We start from the raw sequence: 19093 nt of genomic DNA, 5'->3' as shown, positions 1-19093 counted from the left end.
TAAGGATTGAAACTCATGCGTCTGCATTCATGGACAGTTGCACTGTTGTTGTGTGGGCTCACCGCCCACGCCCACGCATTCTCTACACCCCAACCCGGGCAGGTCATCGAGGTGTCCCTCGAACAACTGCACCCGACCCAGGCCGTGGTGGGCTTCGACCAGATTTACTACAGCCTCGGCCTGTTCGCCGACAAACCCGCCAAGGTCTTCGATGAATACTGCGAAACCAACGGCCAGGGCGAAGCCGACAAAGTGCCCAAGGGCGCGGACCTGCACACCCCCGCAAGCTTCAGTTGCAAGGACCCTGTGGGCACTCATCCCGACGAGATGAAAACCGTGGTCGTCGGTCCAGGCGGCCAGTTGTACCTGACCGACGGCCACCACAGTTTCACGACCTTGTGGGAGGTGCCGGGCGGCGGCCCCCGCTTGAACATGTGGGTCAAGGTCACCGACGACTTCAGCAACAGCCCGACCATGGCGAACTTCTGGCAGCGCATGGAGACTGCGCGCAAAGTCTGGCTCAAGGACAACCAAGGCCAGGCCCTGCCGCCCGAGCAGTTGCCCGCCCACCTGGGCTTCCAGAACCTGCAGGACGATACCTTGCGCAGCCTGGTGTATTTCACCCGCAAGGCCGCCTATGGCAAACCTGATGCAGGCGAGATCGCGCCGGAATTCCTGGAGTTCTATTGGGGCAACTGGCTGCGCACCCAGATCGACCTGGGCGCGTTCAACCTGAACAAGAAGGGCGGTTACAAGGACGCGATCGAAGCGGTGGCCAAGCGCATGGTCAGCCTGGCGCCGGGTTCACAAGTGGGTGACAGCGGCTTTACCGCCCATCAATTGGGCGGCATGACCAAGCTGGACCGCGACGAACTGGAAAAGACGTTCGACAAAAAAGTGCCCTACGTGATCGACTACCGCAAATCCCGAAACTGACGCCGATCAAAATGGGGGAGCGAGCAATCCCGCTCCCGCACTGGATCTGTGGTGTTCAGTAATGTGTATTCAGCCTTTGAGCTTCTCGGCGATCCAGATGGTGTGCCGTGTGCCCTTGTTGCCATGGGCAAACACCTGCACTTCCTCGGCCTTGAAACCGGCCTTGCGCAGTTTGTCGCTGAACAGCTTGTCGGCGCTGGCCGACCACACCGCCAATACGCCTTTAGGGCGCAGGGCCTTGGCGCACGCCGCCAGGCCACCTGCGGAGTAAAGCCAGCTGTTGGCCCTTTGCGTCAGGCCTTCGGGGCCGTTGTCCACATCCAGCATGATCGCGTCAAAGCCCTGGGGCTCGGCCTGCAGCACCTTCGCCACGTCTTCCTGGCGGATCACCGTGCGTGGGTCCATGAGCGGCCGGCCGGATTTTTCCCCCAGCGGCCCACGGTTCCATTCCACAACGCCCGGCACCAGCTCCGCCACGACCACTTCGGCGGTCTTGCCCAGGTGCTTGAGCGCCGAGGCCAGGGTAAAGCCCATGCCCAGGCCGCCGATCAATACCCGCGAGCCCGGCCGCCCCGCGACCTTGCGGCAGGGAATTTCCGCCAGGGCATCTTCGGAACCGTGCATGCGCGTGTTCATCAACTGTCCGCCGTCACCGCCCTGAATCTTGATGACGAAATCTTCACCGTATTCGAACAGGCACAAGGCACCGCCGTTGTCGGGGATTGGGGTGGTGTCCAGCAGAACGAAACGTTTCATGGAAATCTCATTGGGAAGGGCATTCTTGCGCGGTTGGGAGTAGCCTTGTGACATTCCGGTCAGGCCATGGAGCCATCGATGAAGTGCAGCATTCTAACGGTCATTGTGTTGAGCGCGCTCGCATTGGGTGCGGCGCAGGCTCAGGAGTTGCAAACCGTACCGGTCGCGCCAGCCCCAACGCCGGGTGCGCCGGGCACCCCGACGCCAACGCTGTACCCGCAAATCACCCCGCCAGCCGTGCCCAAGACGAACGGCTCGCCACCCCTGGTGCCCATCGTGCTGCCGACGCCGCCGAAGGACCAGACGGTGCCCGGCCTGCTGCAAAACGACAGCAAGCCGAAGACGCCGGGGGGTTAAAACTGCTGCGAGAGTAGTTGGCCGTCAGCCATGCGCAGGCGTTTGGACAGGGCGATAGCGATTGCGCGGATGATCTTGGCGGCCACCCTGGGCGCTTCGTTGAGCATCTTTTCCAGGGCATCCTTGCCCAGGTTCAGCAGCACGCAGTCACTGGCCGCCACGCAACTGGCTGAGCGCCGCTCGCCGTCAAGCACTGCCATTTCGCCAAAAGCCCGGCCGCTGCGCAGGGTCGCGATGGTCAGGCGCTGGCCGTCATGGTTGGTTTTCTGCACCGCCACCTGGCCGCTGTGGAGGATGCACATGAAGGTGCCCGCATCGCCTTCGAGGAAGATCACTTCGTCACGGGCAATGCTGCTGATATTGAAGTAGCCGGCGGCCACGTGAAAGTCTTCCGGCAACAGCGGGTCGAACAGGCCGCAGTCCATGAGCATGTCGCGGATTTCGTTATTGAGGAGCGTCGGTTGTGGCATGGCGGCAGTATTGATCCATCAATCAGGTAGGGCGGTCCTGTGTTCAGACAGGACCGCCCGGCGAAGTTCCTTAAACCAGCCCCAGCGCCTTGAACACGAACCCATATTCGAGCGCTACGTCACGTAATCCCTGGTAACGGCCGCTCATGCCGCCATGGCCGGCGCCCAGTTCGGTCTTGAGCAACAGCAGGTTGTCGTCCGTCTTGGTGTCACGCAACTTGGCCACCCACTTGGCCGCTTCCCAGTACTGCACACGGCTGTCGTTGTAGCCGGCGATCACCAGCATGTGCGGGTAGGCCTGGGCGCTGACGTTCTCGTACGGTGCGTAGGCCTTGATGCGCTCGTACACCTGCGGCTCCTGCGGGTTGCCCCATTCGTCGTACTCAGTGATGGTCAGCGGCAGTTCCGGGTCGAGCATGGTGTTGAGTACGTCGACAAACGGTACTTCGGCAATCGCTGCCTGGAACAGCGCTGGGCGCTGGTTGAGCACTGCTCCGATCAACAGGCCGCCGGCACTGCCGCCGCTGATGGCCAGTTGCTTGGAGGTGGTCAGGCCCTGGGCGATCAGGTGCTCGGCGCAGGCGATGAAGTCGCTGAAGGTGTTCTGCTTGTGTTCCTGCTTGCCAGCGCGGTACCAGGCTTCGCCCAGTTCTCCGCCGCCGCGCACATGCGCAATGGCGAACGCCACGCCGCGGTCCAGCAGGCTCAGGCGTGCATGGGAAAACCACGGGTCGAGGCTCGCGCCGTAGGCACCGTAGCCGTACAGGTACAGCGGCACCGGTTTGCCGAGCTGGTCGCGCTTGACCACCAGGCTGATCGGCACCTGGGTGCCATCCGCCGAGGTGGCCCACAGTCGCTGGCTCACATAGTCATCGGCGTTGAACACGCCGAGCACCGGGGTTTCCTTGAGCACCTGTTGCGCGCCACTGGCCAGTTCCAGCTGGCGGACCTGGGCCGGGCGGTTCAGGGCCTCGTAGCGCAGGCGAATCCTGTCGCTGACGAACTCCAGGCTGTTTTGTACGTACAGGCTGTAGGCGGCGTCAGGCAATTCCACGCGATAGGCCGGCAGGCCTTCCGGGTGTACCTCGATCACCGGCAGGCCACCGATGCGCAGGCTCAGGGTCATGGCGCTGGCATTGAGGCTGACGCCGTCGAGCATCACCTCGTCGCTGTGGGGGATCAGGTTCTGCCACTCACCCTCGGTGGGTACGTCGCCAATGTCGGTCGCCACGAACAGTGCGTAGTTGATGCCATCACGGTTGCTGCGGATAAACCAGGTCCACGCGCCGTTCAACTGGCCATGGTCGACATCGTATTCATGGTCCTCGACCCGTGGCGCCAGGCAGGTGAAGTCCAGGTGCGGTTGGTTGGCATCCAGCGCCCAGATCTCGCTGGTGGTCTTGCTGCCAAGCGACAGCAGCAACTGGCGCTCGGAGCTGGAGCGGTAGCAATGCAGGAAGAAGCGCCCGTCGGGCTCGTGGAACACTTCCTGCGCCGCCGTGCCATCCAGGCGATAGCGATACAGTTTGTGCGGGCGATGGGTGTCGTCCAGTTCGCCGAAGAACAGGGTCAGGCTGTCATTGGCCCAGGTCATGCTGCCGTCGCAGTCCTGGAATTCCAGTTCGCTGACCTTGCCGGTGGCCAGTTCCTTCACGTACAGGGTGTAGACCTCTTCGCCGCTGGTATCGAGGCTGTAGGCCAGGCGCTGGTGGTCGGGGCTGATGCTGAACGCGCCGAGGGAGAAAAAACCGCCATTGGCCAGCACATTGGGGTCGAGCAGCAACTCTTCGCTGCTGTCATCCACCTGGTTGCTGTCGTCGGCCGGGCGGCGGCAGCGGTAGTGGCGGGCGTACTCGTCACCGGCGGTGGTGCGGGTGTAGTAGAGATACGGCCCCCACGGCGAGGGCAGGGACAGATCGGTTTCGAGAATGCGGCCCTTGATCTCCTCGAACAGGGTTTCGCGCAGCGCCGCCTGGTCGGCGAGCTGGGCTTCCTGCCAGGCGTTTTCGGCCTTGAGGTAATCGAGCACCTCAGCGCTGTCACGCGCTTGCAGCCAGGCATACGGATCCTGGCCTGGGGCCTTGCGGGCAATCGGGGTGGTCGATATAGGCATGGATTATTCTCTATCTGGCGGACGGTGGCAGGCATTGCAGCCGCGACACGCAAAAGCCGTTATCATAGCCGTCTGTTTGCCAACCTTGCCATGGACACCATGACCGAGAACGACTATCTGATCGCTTGGGGCCTTTACGCCTTCGCTGCCTTGGGCTGCCTGTTGGTGTGGTGGCGCATGACCCGCTGGATCTGGCGCTGGCTGCGCGAGCCGCTGCAATTGCTCATGGCGGTGCTGCTGTTCAGCCCGACCATCGTCGACCCGGTCAAGACCCAGTTCGCGCCGGCCGTGGCCATCACCGCCCTGGACCTGGTGCTCAAGGTCGGCAATAACGCCTGGCGGGCCATTTCCGACCTGTTCATGTACACCATGATCGCCTTTGGCGTGTACATCGTGTTTGTGTTGATCCGCTGGCCCATCGAGCGTGCCGCCAATGCCCGTCGTGAGCGCAAGGCTGCCGCCGATGCCGCCTTGGCCGCGGAGCCGGATGAAGATGAAGATGACGTGCCTTTTCGCCGTCCTGCCCCCGTGAGCGGTATGCGCGTAGAACCGCGCCTTTAACGTCGTCCGCCCTGCAGCGAGAGCCCTGGCATGTGTGAATTATTGGGCATGAGTGCCAACGTCCCCACCGACATCGTGTTCAGCTTTACCGGGCTGATGCAGCGCGGCGGGCGTACCGGCCCCCACCGTGACGGTTGGGGCATTGCGTTCTACGAGGGCCGTGGCCTGCGCCTGTTCCAGGACCCGGCCGCCAGCAGCGAATCGGAAGTCGCGCTCCTCGTGCAGCGTTACCCGATCAAAAGTGAAGTGGTGATTGGCCATATCCGCCAGGCCAATGTCGGCAAGGTCAGCCTGGCCAACACTCACCCGTTCGTGCGCGAACTGTGGGGCCGCAATTGGTGCTTCGCGCACAATGGCCAATTGGCGGACTTCAACCCCCGCGCCACCTTCTACCGCCCGGTGGGCGACACCGACAGCGAAGCAGCCTTCTGCGATCTGCTCAACCGCGTGCGCGAGGCCTTTCCTGAGCCGGTCGACCTTGAACAGGTGCTGCCGGACCTGATCGCCGCCTGCTCCGAATACCGCAGCAAAGGCGTGTTCAACTGCCTGCTCAGCGATGGCGACTGGTTGTTCTGCTACTGCTCGACCAAATTGGCGCAAATTACCCGGCGCGCACCGTTTGGCCCGGCGCGCTTGAAAGATGTCGACGTGATCGTCGATTTTCAGGCCGAAACCACGCCCAATGATGTGGTGACGGTGATTGCCACCGAGCCTTTGACCGACAACGAAAACTGGACCCGCTACGAACCGGGCCAATGGAGCCTGTGGCGACGCGGTGAATGCGTCAGCCAGGGCGTTACCGAGTAAGGATATCGACCATGTTGCTCAGTTATCTGCGGTTGGTGCTGTTTGCCATTGGCCTGTTGGTTGGCGTGCAAGTGCCAGGGTTCATCAACGACTATGCCAAGCGCGTCGAGGCCCACCTGATCGAGGCCCAGACCGGCCTCAGCGGGTTTGAAACCACCGCACGGCAGTTCTTCAACGGCGACTTGAAGGCGTTGGTGGCGCATTACCGCGCCAGCGATGACCCGGTGTTCCAGAGCGATGCCAACAGCCTGGGCGCCATGCTGGATCGCCAGGTGGCGCTGGACAAGCAATTCCAGGCCATGCAAGGCCCGTGGTATATCCGCGCCCTGCAAGTGGCGGTGGCGGCAGATCCGGATATTCGCCAGGAAACCTGGAATGGCTACAGCTACCAGATCCTGCTGACGCCCGAGGCGATGGGCTGGGGGTTGGGTGGGGCGATGCTGTTGTCGTTTGGCATCGAATGCCTGTTCCGCCTGATCGACTGGGTGGTATTGGGCGGCAAGCGCCTGCGCCAGAGCCGGCCGATCGAAGAGCGAGACCTGAAGGGCCTCTAACGGTTACCGCACGTCCAAAGGGTGGAAGCGGGCATGTTCGCGAATGCGCGGTGTCAGTCAGCAATGTTTTAACTGACCCACCGCTTTCGCGGGCTAGCCCGCTCCCACAGTGTTGACTGGGTCAGGCCAGGATCATGCGCTCTGCGCCAACCTCCTCGGCATACCGCGCCACCACCTTCTGGCACAGCCCCACGATCTCCTCCACCAGCTCCACCCCCACGCGCCACGACACCACCACCTGCAAATTCGGCAGTTTCTGGGCCATCGGCAGCATCACCAGCTCCCCGCGCGTCAGTTCTTCGCTGACCAACACCGGCGGCAGCGCGCCAATCCCGAAGCCATCGCGCAGCAGGCGGGTAATCGCCGACACTGAATTCACGCAGTTCATCCGTGGTGCGGCCACGCCGTTGGCTTGCATCAGGCTGATGACGTCCTGGTGCGGGTGAGAGTTTTTCGAGTAGGTGATGATGCGCTCCTGGGCCAGTTCGGCGAGGGAGGCATAGTCGCGGTTGTAGATCGACTGGCTGGCGACGATCCAGGCCATGGGGTGGCTGGCCAGTTCCAGGCTGCGCACGGTTTCCAGGCGCAGCAGGTCGGTTTGCAGGATCAGGTCGAGGAAACCTTTTTGCAGCTGATCGCTGAGGTTAAGTGCGGTATCGGCGACCAATTCGATTTCTACCAGGGGGAAGTGGTCCATCAGTTCCGCGACCAGGGGGCTGAGCCAGGTGTGGATCACTGTGTCCATGGCGCCGATCCGGATGCGCCCGACCTTGCTGCTGGTGGTCTCCAGGGACTGCTTCAAGCCCTGCATGGTCACCATCATCTGCTCCGCATAGTCGAGCACCTTCAAGCCTTCCGGGGTCAGGCTCACGCCACGCGAATCGCGCAGAAACAACTTCACCCCCAGCTCGCTTTCCAGCACCGCGATGCGGCTTGAGATCGACGCCTGGGTGGTGAACAACTTCTCGGCGGTCAGGCGGAAACTCTTGAGCTTGGCCACCCAGACGAAGGTTTCAAGGAACTTCAAATTCATGGGATCAACTTTTTCTTATGCATGGATCGGTTTTTATTAGTTGGACGCCGCACCGGGCCAGCGCCAAAAATCGAGTCATTCCACGATAAGCGCCGTTGGGGTCTCAGGACAAGTTGCGAGTTCTGTGTGAAAAATCCCAAACTACAAAAAATAAAGCCTACAGGAGCGACAGTCCGTGAGCCGTCTTTTACTCAATTGCGATATTGGCGAAAGCTTTGGCAACTGGACCATGGGTCTGGACGCCGAGGTCATGCCGTTCATTGATTGCGCCAACGTGGCCTGTGGCTTTCATGCCGGAGACCCGAGCATCATGCGCAAGACCGTCAGCCTGGCGCTCAAGCATGGCGTGCAAGTTGGCGCACACCCGGCATACCAGGACCTGCAAGGCTTCGGTCGTCGCTCCATGGCCTACACCCCCCAGGAAATCCAGGACCTGTTGCACTACCAGGTCGGTGCCCTCGACGGTATCTGCCGGGCCCAAGGCGGGCGCGTCAGCTATGTGAAGCCCCACGGTGCGATGTACAACGACATGATGGCCAACCCCGCGCAGTTGCGTGCGGTGATCCAGGCCGTGGCGGCCTACGGCGAACTGCCGTTGATGCTGCTCGCCACCCGCGACAACAGCGCCGCCCAGGCCTTGGGCGACGAGTACGGCGTCACCCTGTGGTTTGAAGCCTTCGCCGACCGCGCCTACGACAACAAGGGGTACTTGGTCTCCCGCCAGTTACCCGGTGCCGTGCATCACGACTCCGACACCATCGTGCAGCAAGCCCTGACCATTTCCCGGGGGGAAGCGCTGATCGCCAGCGATGGCAGCCCGCTGGTCCTGCAGGCCAATACCCTGTGCGTGCATGGCGACAACGCCAGCTCGGTCGCGGCCGTGCAGCGCATACGCGAGGCGTTGAAGCCGGTATGAAGCCACGCATTGAAGTGGTGGCCATCGACTGCCTGATGGTCCGTCTGTTCGACGTGATCGCCGAAGCCAACATGCCGTGGATGCTGGCCGCGACCCAGCGCCTGCGCAGCGGCTTTGGTGCGGCACTGGTGGACCTGGTGCCGTCCTACACCACCTTGATGGTGCATTACGACCTGACTGCAGTGAACCCGGCCCAGGCGCGGGAATTGATCGACCAGGCCCTCACCGACCTGCAGCCACAGGCTCAGGGCAGTGGCCAGTGCCATGTGCTGCCGGTGTGGTACGACCTGAGCGTCGGCCCGGAATTGACCTTGCTCAGCCAGCGCAGTGGCCTGGCGATCGACGACGTGATTCGCCGCCACACTGCCCACGAATACCAGGTGTTCGCCCTCGGCTTCGCCCCCGGTTTTGCCTTTATGGGCCTGGTGGATGAAAGCCTCGCCACCCCGCGCCTCAACACCCCACGCAAACGCGTGGCGGCTGGCAGTGTCGGCATCGCCGAACGGCAGACTGCCGCTTACCCGGTGGTGTCGCCGGGCGGCTGGAACCTGATCGGCCGCACGCCGGCCAAACTCTTCGACCGCGAGCGTGACGGCTACAGCCTGATGCAACCGGGCGACACGGTGCGCTTTGAAGCGGTCGAGCGTGCTGAATTCATCAAACTGGGTGGCGATGACACGCCGTTGGAGGCGCAGGCATGAGCCGCTTGATCATCGAGGCCAGCACGCCGCTGTGCCTGTTGCAGGACGCCGGCCGCGTTGGCGTGCGCCACCTGGGCGTGACCCAGGGCGGGGCGCTGGATTGGGTATCGATGTCCTGGGCCAACTGGCTGTTGGGCAATGCGCTGGATGCCCCGGTGGTGGAAATCACCCTGGGCGGTTTCACCGTGCAGGCCGAGGAGTATTGCCTGCTGGCCCTGGCCGGTGCCGACCTGGGGGCCTTTATCGACGAGCGCGCCATCAGCCCCGGTCGCAGTTTTATCCTGCAAAAAGGCCAGCGCTTGCGTTTCACCCAGCCGTTCAGCGGTGCGCGTGCCTACCTGGCGGCGCCGGGTGGGTTTGATGCGCCGGAAGTGCTCGGCAGTTGCGCCACTGTTGTGCGTGAGGCGCTGGGCGGGGTGGACGGTTTCGGCAAGGCACTGGCCGAAGGAGGGTGCCTCGCTTATTCCGGTACGGGCGGGGCGATGAAGGTACTGAGTGAGCCCCATTTGCACACCGGGGCAGCACTGGATGTCATCCTCGGCGCACAGATCGGCCAGTTCAGCGGCCAAAGCCTGTTCGATGCCTTCAACAGCGATTGGTCCCTGGACAGCCGCGCCGACCGCATGGGCATGCGCTTGCTGGGCACGCCCTTGCACTATCAAGGGCCTTCGCTGATTTCCGAAGGGATTCCGCTGGGGGCGATCCAGGTGCCGCCGGATGGGCAGCCGATTGTGTTGCTCAATGATCGGCAGACCATTGGCGGCTATCCACGCCTGGGGGCCTTGACGCCGTTGTCACTGGCGCGGCTGGCGCAGTGTTTGCCGGGTGAGAAGGTCCGGTTGGCGCCGGTGGTGCAAGAGACCGCGCACCAGCAGCACGTCGACTTTTTGCGTCGCTTCATTTAACTGCTGAGGCAGTACGCAATGACAATACGAGATATGTCCTACGGGGTTTGAGTCCTCCGTCGTATTGGTCCACAAAGACGCACATGGAAGTCTTGGTCGTTCATTCACCATCAGGACTCACCATGCGCTACATGAAGATCTACGCACAGGACATACTCGATAACGATGTGCCCGACGTGGTCACGCTGGAATTTCACGACGATACGTGCTCCCCGTCGCTCGTGCATCGAGCCACGACGTTCGATATCACGGATGATGGCAAGCTGGACTGGGTGATCGCCGATGATGTGAACCAGGACGGCATCATCGACGCGGTCGACCGTGCACAGGCCATCGAGTTGGCCCAGCTGTTTCTCGCGTTCAATTGGTTCAGCCTTGACGAGCCCTACGACAAATACCTGAAAGTGTTTGCCCGGGACTTTGATGGTAACGGCGTGCCTGACACGGTGCGCCTGCATTTTCATCAAGGCGAGGGCGAGCCCACCGATGAAAGCATTGCCTACACGGCGGCGGTCTATGCCGATGGCAATGGGCTTGGTGGGGTTTCGATCAATCAGGACGTCAACAATGACCAAAAGGTCGACGGGAAGGACGCCGAGCTGGTCAAACAGTTTGCCGCGCTGTTCCTGAAGTTCGGTTGGGTCGACGCCCAGCACGGCTGAGCACACGCCTGTAGCCGCTGCCCGCGGCTACAGGTTGCAGGCTACTTCGACAGAAACCGCATGCCTTCTTCCAGGCCACGCAATGTCAGCGGATACATCTGATCCTCCACCAACTCCCGCACGATTCCCGTCGACGCCGTATACCCCCAGGTGTCCTTCGGGTACGGGTTAATCCAGATCAGCTTCTTGTACTTGGCCATGAAACGCTGCATCCACACATACCCCGGCTCCTCGTTCCAGTGCTCGACGCTGCCGCCAGCCTGGGTGATCTCATAGGGCGCCATCGATGCGTCGCCGATAAAGATCACTTTGTAGTCGGCGCCGTATTTGTGCAGCAGATCCTGGGTGGACGTGCGTTCGGAAGTGCGGCGCTGGTTGTTTTTCCACACCGATTCGTACACGAAGTTGTGGAAGTAGAAGTACTCCAGGTGCTTGAACTCGGTCTTGCATGCGGAGAACAGCTCTTCGCAGATCTTCACATGGGCGTCCATCGAACCGCCGATATCGAACAGCAGCAGCAACTTGATGGTGTTGCGCCGCTCTGGGCGCATCTGGATATTCAGCAAGCCGGCATCACGGGCGGTGTAGTCGATGGTGCCATCGATATCCAGCTCTTCCACCGCGCCCTGGCGCGCGAACTTGCGCAAGCGACGCAAGGCGATCTTGATATTGCGCGTGCCCAGTTCTACCTGGTCGTCAAGGTTCTTGTACTCGCGCTGGTCCCACACCTTCACCGCCTTGCCCTGGCGTTTGCCGGCGTCGCCGACGCGAATGCCCTCGGGGTTGTAACCGCCGGAGCCAAACGGGCTGGTCCCGCCGGTGCCGATCCACTTGTTGCCGCCGGCGTGGCGTTCCTTCTGTTCTTCCAGGCGTTTCTTGAAGGCTTCGATGAGCGCGTCCAGGCCACCCAAGGACTGGATCTGCGCACGTTCTTCGTCGGTCAGCGAGCGTTCGAACTCCTTGCGCAGCCAATCCTCGGGAATCAGCGCCTGCAGGTGGTCGTCGAGCTTTTCCAGGCCGTTGAAATAGGCGCCGAAGGCCCGGTCGAACTTGTCGTAATGCCGCTCGTCCTTCACCAGGATCGCCCGGGCCAAGTAGTAGAACTCGTCCATGTCGGCGAAGGTCACGCGCTGTTTCAGCGCGTTGATCAGGTCGAGCAGCTCACGCACCGACACGGGCACCTTGGCTGCACGCATTTCATTGAACAGGTTGAGCAGCATCAGCGATTACCGCGACGGCTCATGAACGCCAGACGCTCCAGCAATTGCACGTCCTGCTCGTTCTTGACCAAGGCTCCGGCCAAAGGCGGGATGGCCTTGGTCGGGTCGCGCTCGCGCAGGACGGCCTCGCCGATGTTGTCGGCCATCAGCAACTTGAGCCAGTCGACCAGTTCGGAGGTGGACGGCTTTTTCTTCAGCCCTGGCACTTTGCGCACGTCGAAGAACACGTCCAGGGCTTCGCTGACCAGGTCTTTCTTGATGTCGGGGTAGTGCACATCCACGATCTTTTGCAGGGTGGTGCGGTCGGGGAAGGCGATGTAGTGGAAGAAGCAGCGGCGCAGGAACGCGTCCGGCAGTTCTTTTTCGTTGTTGGAGGTAATGATGATGATCGGGCGCTTCTTCGCCTTGATGGTCTCGTCGATTTCGTAGACGTAGAACTCCATCTTGTCGAGTTCCTGCAGCAAGTCGTTGGGGAACTCGATGTCGGCCTTGTCGATTTCATCGATCAGCAGGATCACCCGCTCCTCGGACTCGAAGGCTTCCCAGAGCTTGCCCTTTTTCAGGTAGTTGCGCACGTCGTGCACCTTGTCCACGCCCAGCTGCGAGTCGCGCAGGCGGCTGACCGCGTCGTACTCGTACAGACCCTGGTGAGCCTTGGTGGTGGACTTGATGTGCCAAGTGATCAGCTTGGCGCCAAAGGATTCGGCCAATTGTTCGGCGAGCATGGTCTTGCCGGTGCCGGGCTCGCCCTTGACCAGCAATGGCCGTTCCAGGGTAATGGCAGCGTTGACGGCCAGTTTCAGGTCGTCGGTGGCAACGTAGGCCTGGGTGCCTTCGAACTTCATGGGTATTTCCTCGAATTCATCAATGCCGGGACTATACCGCGCAGCCCCGGCGACTGTGAACGCAGGCGGGCTATTCAGTCTCTGAATGACCGGTCACCTTCAGTCCGCCGAGGGCTTGGGTTGTTCATAGCGCGCGTTGAACGCCTGGATGAAACCGTTGCGCAATATCGATATAAACGCCGAGAACGCGCTGACATTTTGCTGGTGCACACTACCGCTGAGTTCCACACGCGTGGCGAACTGGTTCTTGCTCTGGTTTTTCAGCACGGTCTCACTGGTGCCGACCACCGCCTCCCAGATCGAGCGGAAGATGTTCTTGTCTTTGTTTTCCACATCCTGTTTCCAATCAAAGACCTCCACATCGCGTAGCAGCGGCTTGATGTAGCCGGTCAACTGGCCTTTTTCCGCCTGGGCCTCGATCACCACATCGCCGGTGCCGGCCTTGAAGTCGAATTTGCCGTAGGCCGAGGCAAAGTCATTCATGCGCTTGAGCTGCAGATCCTTGGCGCGGAAACGGAATTCGAAGTTTTCGAAATTGCTCAGCGGGTCGAAGGTGGCGGTGGCTTCCAGCGGCGCCTGGCCCTGGAGCAACGCCTTGCCGTCGAAGCGTGCGTCGCGCTTGCCTTCAACGTCCACCACATTGGTCAGGTTGTAAAAGCTGGCGTTGACCGAGCTGGCATTGATGTTGACGGGGGGCTTGGAGTTGAAGTTACGGAAGGTGATCTTGCCGTCTGCGATGCGTACTTCATCGAGGGTGATGGGCGCCAGCTTGCTCAATTGCTCGCGCCAATCGGTGCCCTTACCGGTCTGGGACGCCTGCTTGTTGGGGCCGCCGTCGACGAAGTTCACTTCAGGGTCGACAAACAGCACCTTGGCGACCACTGCATGGTCGTACCACAGCGAGTGCCAGCTCACTGCCAAGTCGATCAGCGGCGCCTTGACGAACGGTACGGGCACCTTGCCATCTACCTTGGTGATCTCCAGCCCATTGATCCTGTAGGCGCCGCGCCACAGTGCCAGGTCGACGTCGATGACGTGGCCGCGGTAATCGCCCATGTCGGCGAGCTTGTCATTCAAGTAGTTACGCACCAGATAGGGCAGCGCGACGGTCAAGGCGACCAGCACCACCACCACCCCGGCGACGGTCCATAGCGGCCAGCTGTAGCGACGTTTCATTGGTCAAATCTCCATACAGGTAGGCGATTGACTACCGTCAAGCGCCCAACGTTCCTCTGACTGGACGCTTTGCAACACGAGGCATACCCTTGGGGCCTTCCAGAAACCGAGCAATAGGACCCGTCATGAGCCGTATCTTTGCAGACAATGCGCACTCCATCGGTAATACGCCCCTGGTTCAGATCAACCGTATCGCACCGCGTGGCGTAACCATACTGGCCAAGATCGAAGGGCGTAACCCTGGCTACTCGGTGAAGTGCCGCATTGGCGCAAACATGATCTGGGACGCCGAAGGCACTGGTAAGCTCAAGCCGGGCATGACCATTGTCGAACCCACTTCCGGTAACACCGGCATCGGCCTGGCGTTCGTCGCCGCGGCCCGTGGCTACAAGTTGCTGTTGACCATGCCGGCGTCCATGAGCATCGAGCGGCGCAAGGTCCTCAAGGCGCTCGGTGCCGAGTTGGTGCTCACCGAGCCGGGCAAGGGCATGCCCGGTGCCATCGCAAAGGCGAATGAAATCGTCGCCAGCGACCCGGCTACTTACTTCATGCCGGGCCAGTTCGAAAACCCGGCCAACCCTGCGATCCATGAGAAAACCACCGGTCCGGAAATCTGGAACGACACCGATGGCGCCGTGGATGTACTGGTCGCAGGCGTGGGCACCGGTGGCACCATCACGGGCGTGTCGCGCTATATCAAGAACACCGCGGGCAAGCCGATCCTGTCGGTGGCGGTCGAGCCAATGGTGTCCCCGGTGATCACCCAAGCGTTGGCGGGCGATGAGATCAAGCCCAGCTCGCACAAGATCCAGGGGATTGGCGCCGGTTTCGTGCCCAAGAACCTGGACTTGTCGATGGTCGACCGCGTGGAGTTGGTGACCGACGACGAATCCAAGGCCATGGCCCTGCGCTTGATGCAGGAAGAGGGGATTCTGTGCGGTATCTCCTGCGGTGCGGCAATGGCTGTCGCCGTGCGCCTGGCCGAGAAGCCGGAAATGCAGGGCAAGACCATCGTGGTGATTTTGCCGGACTCCGGTGAGCGCTACTTGTCGAGCATGCTGTTCAGCGATTTGTTCACCGAGCAGGAAAACCAGGCTTGATGTATGTCAGCGCCCGAACCTTAGGCCTTCTGCATAATGGCCCAACTGTTTATCATGGCCGGCTGCTACGTCTGCTGTTGGCCAGGCGCTTATTTCCAGGAGTTGCTGCATGACCTTTTCTTTGGCCGCCAAACTGTCGGTACTGGCGTTGTTTATCGGCAGCACGCTGTACGTGCACCTGCGCGGCAAGGCGCGTTTGCCGATGTTGCGCCAGTTCGTCAACCATTCGGCGCTGTTCGCCCCCTATAACGCCTTGATGTACCTGTTTTCGGCGGTGCCGTCCAAGCCGTACCTGGACCGCAGCAAGTTCCCGGAACTGGATGTGCTCAAGGACAACTGGGAAGTGATCCGCGAAGAGGCGATGCACCTGTTCGACGAGGGGTACATCCGCGCCGCCGAAAAGAACAACGATGCCGGTTTCGGTTCGTTCTTCAAGAAGGGCTGGAAGCGTTTCTACCTCAAGTGGTATGACAAACCCCTGCCCTCGGCCGAGGCCCTGTGCCCGAAAACCGTGGCGCTGGTGAGCAGCATTCCCAACGTCAAGGGCGCGATGTTTGCGCTATTGCCAGGCGGCAGCCACCTCAACCCGCACCGCGACCCGTTTGCCGGTTCCCTGCGTTACCACTTGGGCCTGTCCACGCCGAACTCCGACGACTGCCGCATCTTCGTCGACGGCCAGGTGTACGCCTGGCGCGACGGTGAAGACGTGATGTTCGACGAGACCTACGTGCATTGGGTCAAGAATGAAACCGAGCAGACCCGAGTGATCCTGTTCTGCGACATCGAGCGACCGCTGAGCAATCGCCTGATGACCCGCGTGAACCGTTGGGTCAGCAAGCAACTGGGGCGCGCTACGGCACCGCAGAACCTGGATGACGAACGCGTTGGCGGCATCAACCAGGCATATGCCTGGAGCAAGACCTTCAGCGACAAGTTCAGCGGTGTGGTCAAGCAATGGAAGCGCAAGCATCCGAAGGCTTATCGCATTGCGCGACCAGTGCTGGCTGTCGTGGTGCTGGTGCTGCTGTGGAAGTGGCTGTTCGGCTAGTTGGAATACGGTCGACACCGTGGGAGCGGGCAAGCCCGCTCCCACAGTTGATCGCCAGCCTTTGTCAGGAGGCGATCAACTGGCGCAGCACATAGTGCAAGATGCCCCCTGACTTGAAGTACTCCACTTCATTGAGCGTATCGATCCGGCACAGCACCTCGACCTTCTCCGTGCTGCCGTCCTCCCGCGTAATCACCAACGTCAGGTTCATGCGCGGCACGATCTCAACGTCCGTCAGCCCTAGGATATCGATCTTCTCCTTGCCGGTGAGCTTGAGCGACTTGCGGTTCTGATCCAGCTTGAACTGCAACGGCAGCACACCCATGCCGACCAGGTTGGAGCGGTGAATCCGCTCGAAACTCTCGGCGATCACCGCCTTGACGCCCAACAGGTTGGTACCCTTGGCCGCCCAGTCACGGCTGGAGCCGGTGCCATACTCCTGGCCGGCAATCACCACCAGCGGCGTGCTGGAGGCCTGGTATTTCATCGAGGCGTCGTAGATCGGCATTTTCTCGCCGGTGGGGATGTACAGCGTATTGCCGCCTTCCTCGCCGCCGAGCATCTCATTGCGGATACGGATGTTGGCAAAAGTGCCGCGCATCATCACTTCATGGTTGCCCCGGCGTGAGCCGTAGGAGTTGAAGTCCCGTGGCTCCACGCCTTGCTCGCGCAGGTAGCGGCCGGCGGGGCTGTCGGTCTTGATATTGCCGGCGGGGGAGATATGGTCGGTGGTGACCGAGTCGCCCAGCAGGGCCAGGACGTTGGCGCCCTTGACGTCTTTGATCACCGGCAACGGGCCGGCAATATCATCGAAGAACGGCGGGTGCTGGATGTAGGTGGAATCTTTCTGCCACACGTAGGTGGCCGCCTGTGGCACTTCAATCGCTTGCCATTGCTCGTCACCGGCGAATACCTCGGCGTATTCCTTGTGGAACATGCCCGTGCTGACCTGGGCCACCGCGTCGGCGATCTCTTTGCTGCTTGGCCAGATGTCCTTGAGGTATACCGGGTTGCCGTCCTGATCGTTACCCAGCGGCTCGCTGCTGATGTCGATGCGCACCGTGCCCGCCAAGGCGTAGGCCACCACCAGCGGCGGCGAAGCCAGCCAGTTGGTTTTCACCAGCGGGTGCACGCGGCCTTCGAAGTTGCGGTTACCGGACAGCACCGACGCCACGGCAAGGTCGGCTTTCTGGATGGCCTTTTCGATCGGCTCAGGCAATGGCCCGGAGTTGCCGATACAGGTGGTGCAACCGTAGCCGACCAGGTCAAAGCCCAGTTTGTCGAGGTAGGGAGTAAGGCCCGCCGCCTTGTAATAGTCGGTCACCACTTTGGAACCCGGGGCCAACGAGGTCTTCACCCAGGGTTTGCGGGTCAGGCCTTTTTCCACGGCCTTTTTCGCCACCAGCCCGGCGGCCATCATGACGCTGGGGTTGGAGGTGTTGGTGCACGAGGTGATCGCGGCGATCACCACGGCGCCGTTTTTCAGGCGATAGGTCTGGCCGTCGTATTCATAGTCGGTTTCGCCCACCAGGTCGGCATTGCCCACGGCAACCCCACCACCGCCTTCGCTTTCCAGGCGGCCTTCTTCCTTGTTGGCGGGTTTGAATTGCAGGTCGAGGAAATCGCTGAAGGCCTGGCCGACATTCGGCAGTGCCACGCGGTCCTGTGGGCGTTTCGGCCCGGCGAGGCTGGCTTCGACCGTGCCCATGTCCAGCGCCAGGCTGTCGGTGAACACCGGTTCCTGGCCAGCGTTGCGCCACAGGCCCTGGGCCTTGGTGTAGGCCTCTACCAGCTTCACGGTTTCTGCCGGACGGCCGGACAGGCGCAGGTAGTCCAACGTCACTTCGTCCACTGGGAAAAAGCCGCAGGTGGCGCCATATTCCGGGGCCATGTTGGCGATGGTGGCGCGGTCGGCCAGCGGCAGGTCGGCGAGGCCGTCGCCGTAGAATTCGACGAACTTGCCGACCACGCCTTTCTTGCGCAGCATCTGGGTGACGGTCAGCACCAGGTCGGTGGCGGTGATGCCTTCTTTCAGTTTGCCGGTGAGCTTGAAGCCGATGACTTCCGGGATCAGCATCGACACCGGCTGGCCGAGCATCGCCGCCTCCGCCTCGATACCGCCCACGCCCCAGCCGAGTACGCCGAGGCCATTGATCATGGTGGTGTGGGAGTCGGTGCCGACAAGGGTGTCCGGGAAGGCATAGGTGCGGCCATCTTCGTCCTTTGTCCAGACCGTGCGGCCCAGGTATTCGAGGTTGACCTGGTGGCAGATACCGGTGCCCGGTGGTACCACGCTGAAGTTGTCGAAGGCGCTCTGGCCCCAGCGCAGGAAGGCGTAGCGTTCGCCGTTGCGCTGCATCTCGATGTCCACGTTTTGCTCGAAGGCGCTGGTGGTGCCGAACTTGTCGACCATCACCGAGTGGTCGATCACCAGGTCGACGGGGGAGAGTGGGTTGATGCGCTGCGGGTCGCCCCCGGCCTTGGCCACGGCGGCGCGCATGGCGGCCAGGTCGACCACGGCGGGTACGCCGGTAAAGTCTTGCATCAATACCCGGGCCGGGCGGTACTGGATCTCGCGGTCCGACTGGCGCTCTTTGAGCCAGGCGGCGATGGCCTTGAGGTCGGCGCCGGTGACGGTCTTGTCGTCTTCCCAGCGCAGCAGGTTTTCCAGCAGCACCTTGAGGGACATCGGCAGTTTATCCAGGTCGCCCAGGCTCTTGGCGGCTTCGGGCAAGCTGAAGTAGTGATAGGTCTTGTCGTCGATCTGCAGGGTTTTAAGGGTTCTCAGGCTATCAAGGGATGACATTACATGACTCCTTATGGTCCGCACGGCTACGGACCTGACGGGACGAACAGAGCTTTCAACTTAGCCCTGTTTTCATTAGCAGGCTAATAACTGGACTCTATCGTTAAGTCCAAGGTTCCGAACTCGG

At 61.5% G+C, this 19093-nt stretch carries 19 protein-coding genes; 11 read left to right on the top strand and 8 right to left on the bottom strand.

Annotated features, from left to right (window positions below; genetic code table 11):
* Positions 1 to 15 precede the first annotated feature (15 nt).
* Positions 16 to 936, top strand: a complete 921-nt coding sequence (locus CQ002_RS21540) for a ParB/Srx family N-terminal domain-containing protein (RefSeq protein ID WP_069022354.1) — start codon at positions 16 to 18, stop codon at positions 934 to 936.
* A gap of 69 nt (positions 937 to 1005) precedes the next feature.
* Here CQ002_RS21540 and CQ002_RS21535 read toward each other — a convergent pair whose 3' ends face one another.
* Positions 1006 to 1692 carry a spermidine synthase gene (locus CQ002_RS21535; protein WP_034102518.1) on the bottom strand — a complete coding sequence of 229 codons (687 nt, stop codon included), beginning with the start codon at positions 1690 to 1692 and terminating at the stop codon, positions 1006 to 1008.
* A gap of 78 nt (positions 1693 to 1770) precedes the next feature.
* Between CQ002_RS21535 and CQ002_RS21530 the strand changes: the two genes are divergently transcribed.
* The gene (locus tag CQ002_RS21530) at positions 1771 to 2049 is read left to right on the top strand and encodes a hypothetical protein (protein ID WP_034102519.1); all 279 of its coding nucleotides are present in this window, start codon (positions 1771 to 1773) and stop codon (positions 2047 to 2049) included.
* Here the strand turns inward: CQ002_RS21530 and CQ002_RS21525 are convergent.
* Together CQ002_RS21525 and CQ002_RS21520 are read right to left on the bottom strand one after the other, a co-directional pair.
* The gene (locus tag CQ002_RS21525; protein ID WP_034102520.1) at positions 2046 to 2519 is read right to left on the bottom strand and encodes a cyclic nucleotide-binding domain-containing protein; all 474 of its coding nucleotides are present in this window, start codon (positions 2517 to 2519) and stop codon (positions 2046 to 2048) included. The genes CQ002_RS21530 and CQ002_RS21525 overlap by 4 nt on opposite strands.
* Positions 2520 to 2589: 70 nt before the next feature.
* Positions 2590 to 4632 (bottom strand): S9 family peptidase, encoded by a 2043-nt coding sequence (locus tag CQ002_RS21520; RefSeq protein WP_034102521.1) that lies wholly within the window; start codon positions 4630 to 4632, stop codon positions 2590 to 2592.
* 24 nt (positions 4633 to 4656) lie between these two features.
* Between CQ002_RS21520 and CQ002_RS21515 the strand changes: the two genes are divergently transcribed.
* Genes CQ002_RS21515 through CQ002_RS21505 form a run of 3 tightly spaced genes read left to right on the top strand, consistent with a single transcriptional unit; the run spans position 4657 to position 6554 of the window.
* Positions 4657 to 5193: a hypothetical protein gene (locus tag CQ002_RS21515; protein ID WP_034102522.1), complete on the top strand. Its 537-nt coding sequence runs from the start codon at positions 4657 to 4659 to the stop codon at positions 5191 to 5193.
* A 30-nt stretch (positions 5194 to 5223) separates the two neighbouring features.
* Positions 5224 to 6000, top strand: coding sequence for a class II glutamine amidotransferase (locus CQ002_RS21510; protein WP_034102523.1), 777 nt, complete (start codon positions 5224 to 5226; stop codon positions 5998 to 6000).
* Between the two features lie 11 nt (positions 6001 to 6011).
* Positions 6012 to 6554 (top strand): DUF2937 family protein, encoded by a 543-nt coding sequence (locus tag CQ002_RS21505; RefSeq protein ID WP_010212110.1) that lies wholly within the window; start codon positions 6012 to 6014, stop codon positions 6552 to 6554.
* 121 nt (positions 6555 to 6675) lie between these two features.
* Here the strand turns inward: CQ002_RS21505 and CQ002_RS21500 are convergent, their stop codons facing one another.
* A complete protein-coding gene (locus tag CQ002_RS21500; RefSeq protein WP_034102524.1) occupies positions 6676 to 7587 on the bottom strand; it encodes a LysR family transcriptional regulator in 912 nt (303 codons plus the stop codon).
* Positions 7588 to 7762: 175 nt separating this feature from the next.
* Between CQ002_RS21500 and CQ002_RS21495 the strand changes: the two genes are divergently transcribed.
* The 4 genes from CQ002_RS21495 (at position 7763) to CQ002_RS21480 (ending at position 10771) form a co-directional block, all read left to right on the top strand.
* Positions 7763 to 8503, top strand: coding sequence for a 5-oxoprolinase subunit PxpA (locus CQ002_RS21495; protein WP_105161818.1), 741 nt, complete (start codon positions 7763 to 7765; stop codon positions 8501 to 8503).
* Positions 8500 to 9204 carry an allophanate hydrolase subunit 1 gene (locus CQ002_RS21490; RefSeq protein ID WP_105161819.1) on the top strand — a complete coding sequence of 235 codons (705 nt, stop codon included), beginning with the start codon at positions 8500 to 8502 and terminating at the stop codon, positions 9202 to 9204. Before CQ002_RS21495 ends, CQ002_RS21490 begins: the two co-directional genes overlap by 4 nt.
* Positions 9201 to 10109, top strand: coding sequence for a biotin-dependent carboxyltransferase family protein (locus tag CQ002_RS21485; RefSeq protein WP_034102527.1), 909 nt, complete (start codon positions 9201 to 9203; stop codon positions 10107 to 10109). Before CQ002_RS21490 ends, CQ002_RS21485 begins: the two co-directional genes overlap by 4 nt.
* Before the next feature lie 83 nt (positions 10110 to 10192).
* On the top strand, positions 10193 to 10771 hold the full coding sequence (locus CQ002_RS21480) for a hypothetical protein (protein WP_144401128.1): 579 nt from the start codon (positions 10193 to 10195) through the stop codon (positions 10769 to 10771).
* Between the two features lie 41 nt (positions 10772 to 10812).
* On the opposite strand, the gene CQ002_RS21475 is transcribed toward CQ002_RS21480, so the two are convergent.
* The 3 genes from CQ002_RS21475 to CQ002_RS21465 form a co-directional block, all read right to left on the bottom strand.
* On the bottom strand, positions 10813 to 11991 hold the full coding sequence (locus tag CQ002_RS21475) for a VWA domain-containing protein (RefSeq protein WP_105161820.1): 1179 nt from the start codon (positions 11989 to 11991) through the stop codon (positions 10813 to 10815).
* On the bottom strand, positions 11991 to 12836 hold the full coding sequence (locus CQ002_RS21470; RefSeq protein ID WP_003210690.1) for a MoxR family ATPase: 846 nt from the start codon (positions 12834 to 12836) through the stop codon (positions 11991 to 11993). Before CQ002_RS21470 ends, CQ002_RS21475 begins: the two co-directional genes overlap by 1 nt.
* Positions 12837 to 12935: 99 nt before the next feature.
* Positions 12936 to 14012, bottom strand: coding sequence for a DUF748 domain-containing protein (locus CQ002_RS21465; RefSeq protein WP_105161821.1), 1077 nt, complete (start codon positions 14010 to 14012; stop codon positions 12936 to 12938).
* Positions 14013 to 14137: 125 nt separating this feature from the next.
* On the opposite strand from CQ002_RS21465, the gene cysK reads away from it, so the two are divergent.
* Positions 14138 to 15112 carry a cysteine synthase A gene (gene cysK, locus CQ002_RS21460; protein ID WP_105161822.1) on the top strand — a complete coding sequence of 325 codons (975 nt, stop codon included), beginning with the start codon at positions 14138 to 14140 and terminating at the stop codon, positions 15110 to 15112.
* A 109-nt stretch (positions 15113 to 15221) separates the two neighbouring features.
* Entirely contained in the window at positions 15222 to 16160 is a 939-nt protein-coding gene (locus CQ002_RS21455) for an aspartyl/asparaginyl beta-hydroxylase domain-containing protein (RefSeq protein WP_034102532.1), read from the top strand.
* 64 nt (positions 16161 to 16224) lie between these two features.
* Here CQ002_RS21455 and acnA read toward each other — a convergent pair whose 3' ends face one another.
* Complete coding sequence (gene acnA / locus CQ002_RS21450; RefSeq protein WP_069022369.1) at positions 16225 to 18966, bottom strand: aconitate hydratase AcnA; 2742 nt, start codon at positions 18964 to 18966, stop codon at positions 16225 to 16227.
* Positions 18967 to 19093 lie beyond the last annotated feature (127 nt).

The sequence above is a fragment of the Pseudomonas sp. MYb13 genome, from assembly GCF_002980075.1.
GTDB classification, from domain to species: Bacteria; Pseudomonadota; Gammaproteobacteria; order Pseudomonadales; family Pseudomonadaceae; genus Aquipseudomonas; species Aquipseudomonas lurida.
This window is presented reverse-complemented; position numbering and strand designations above follow the sequence as displayed.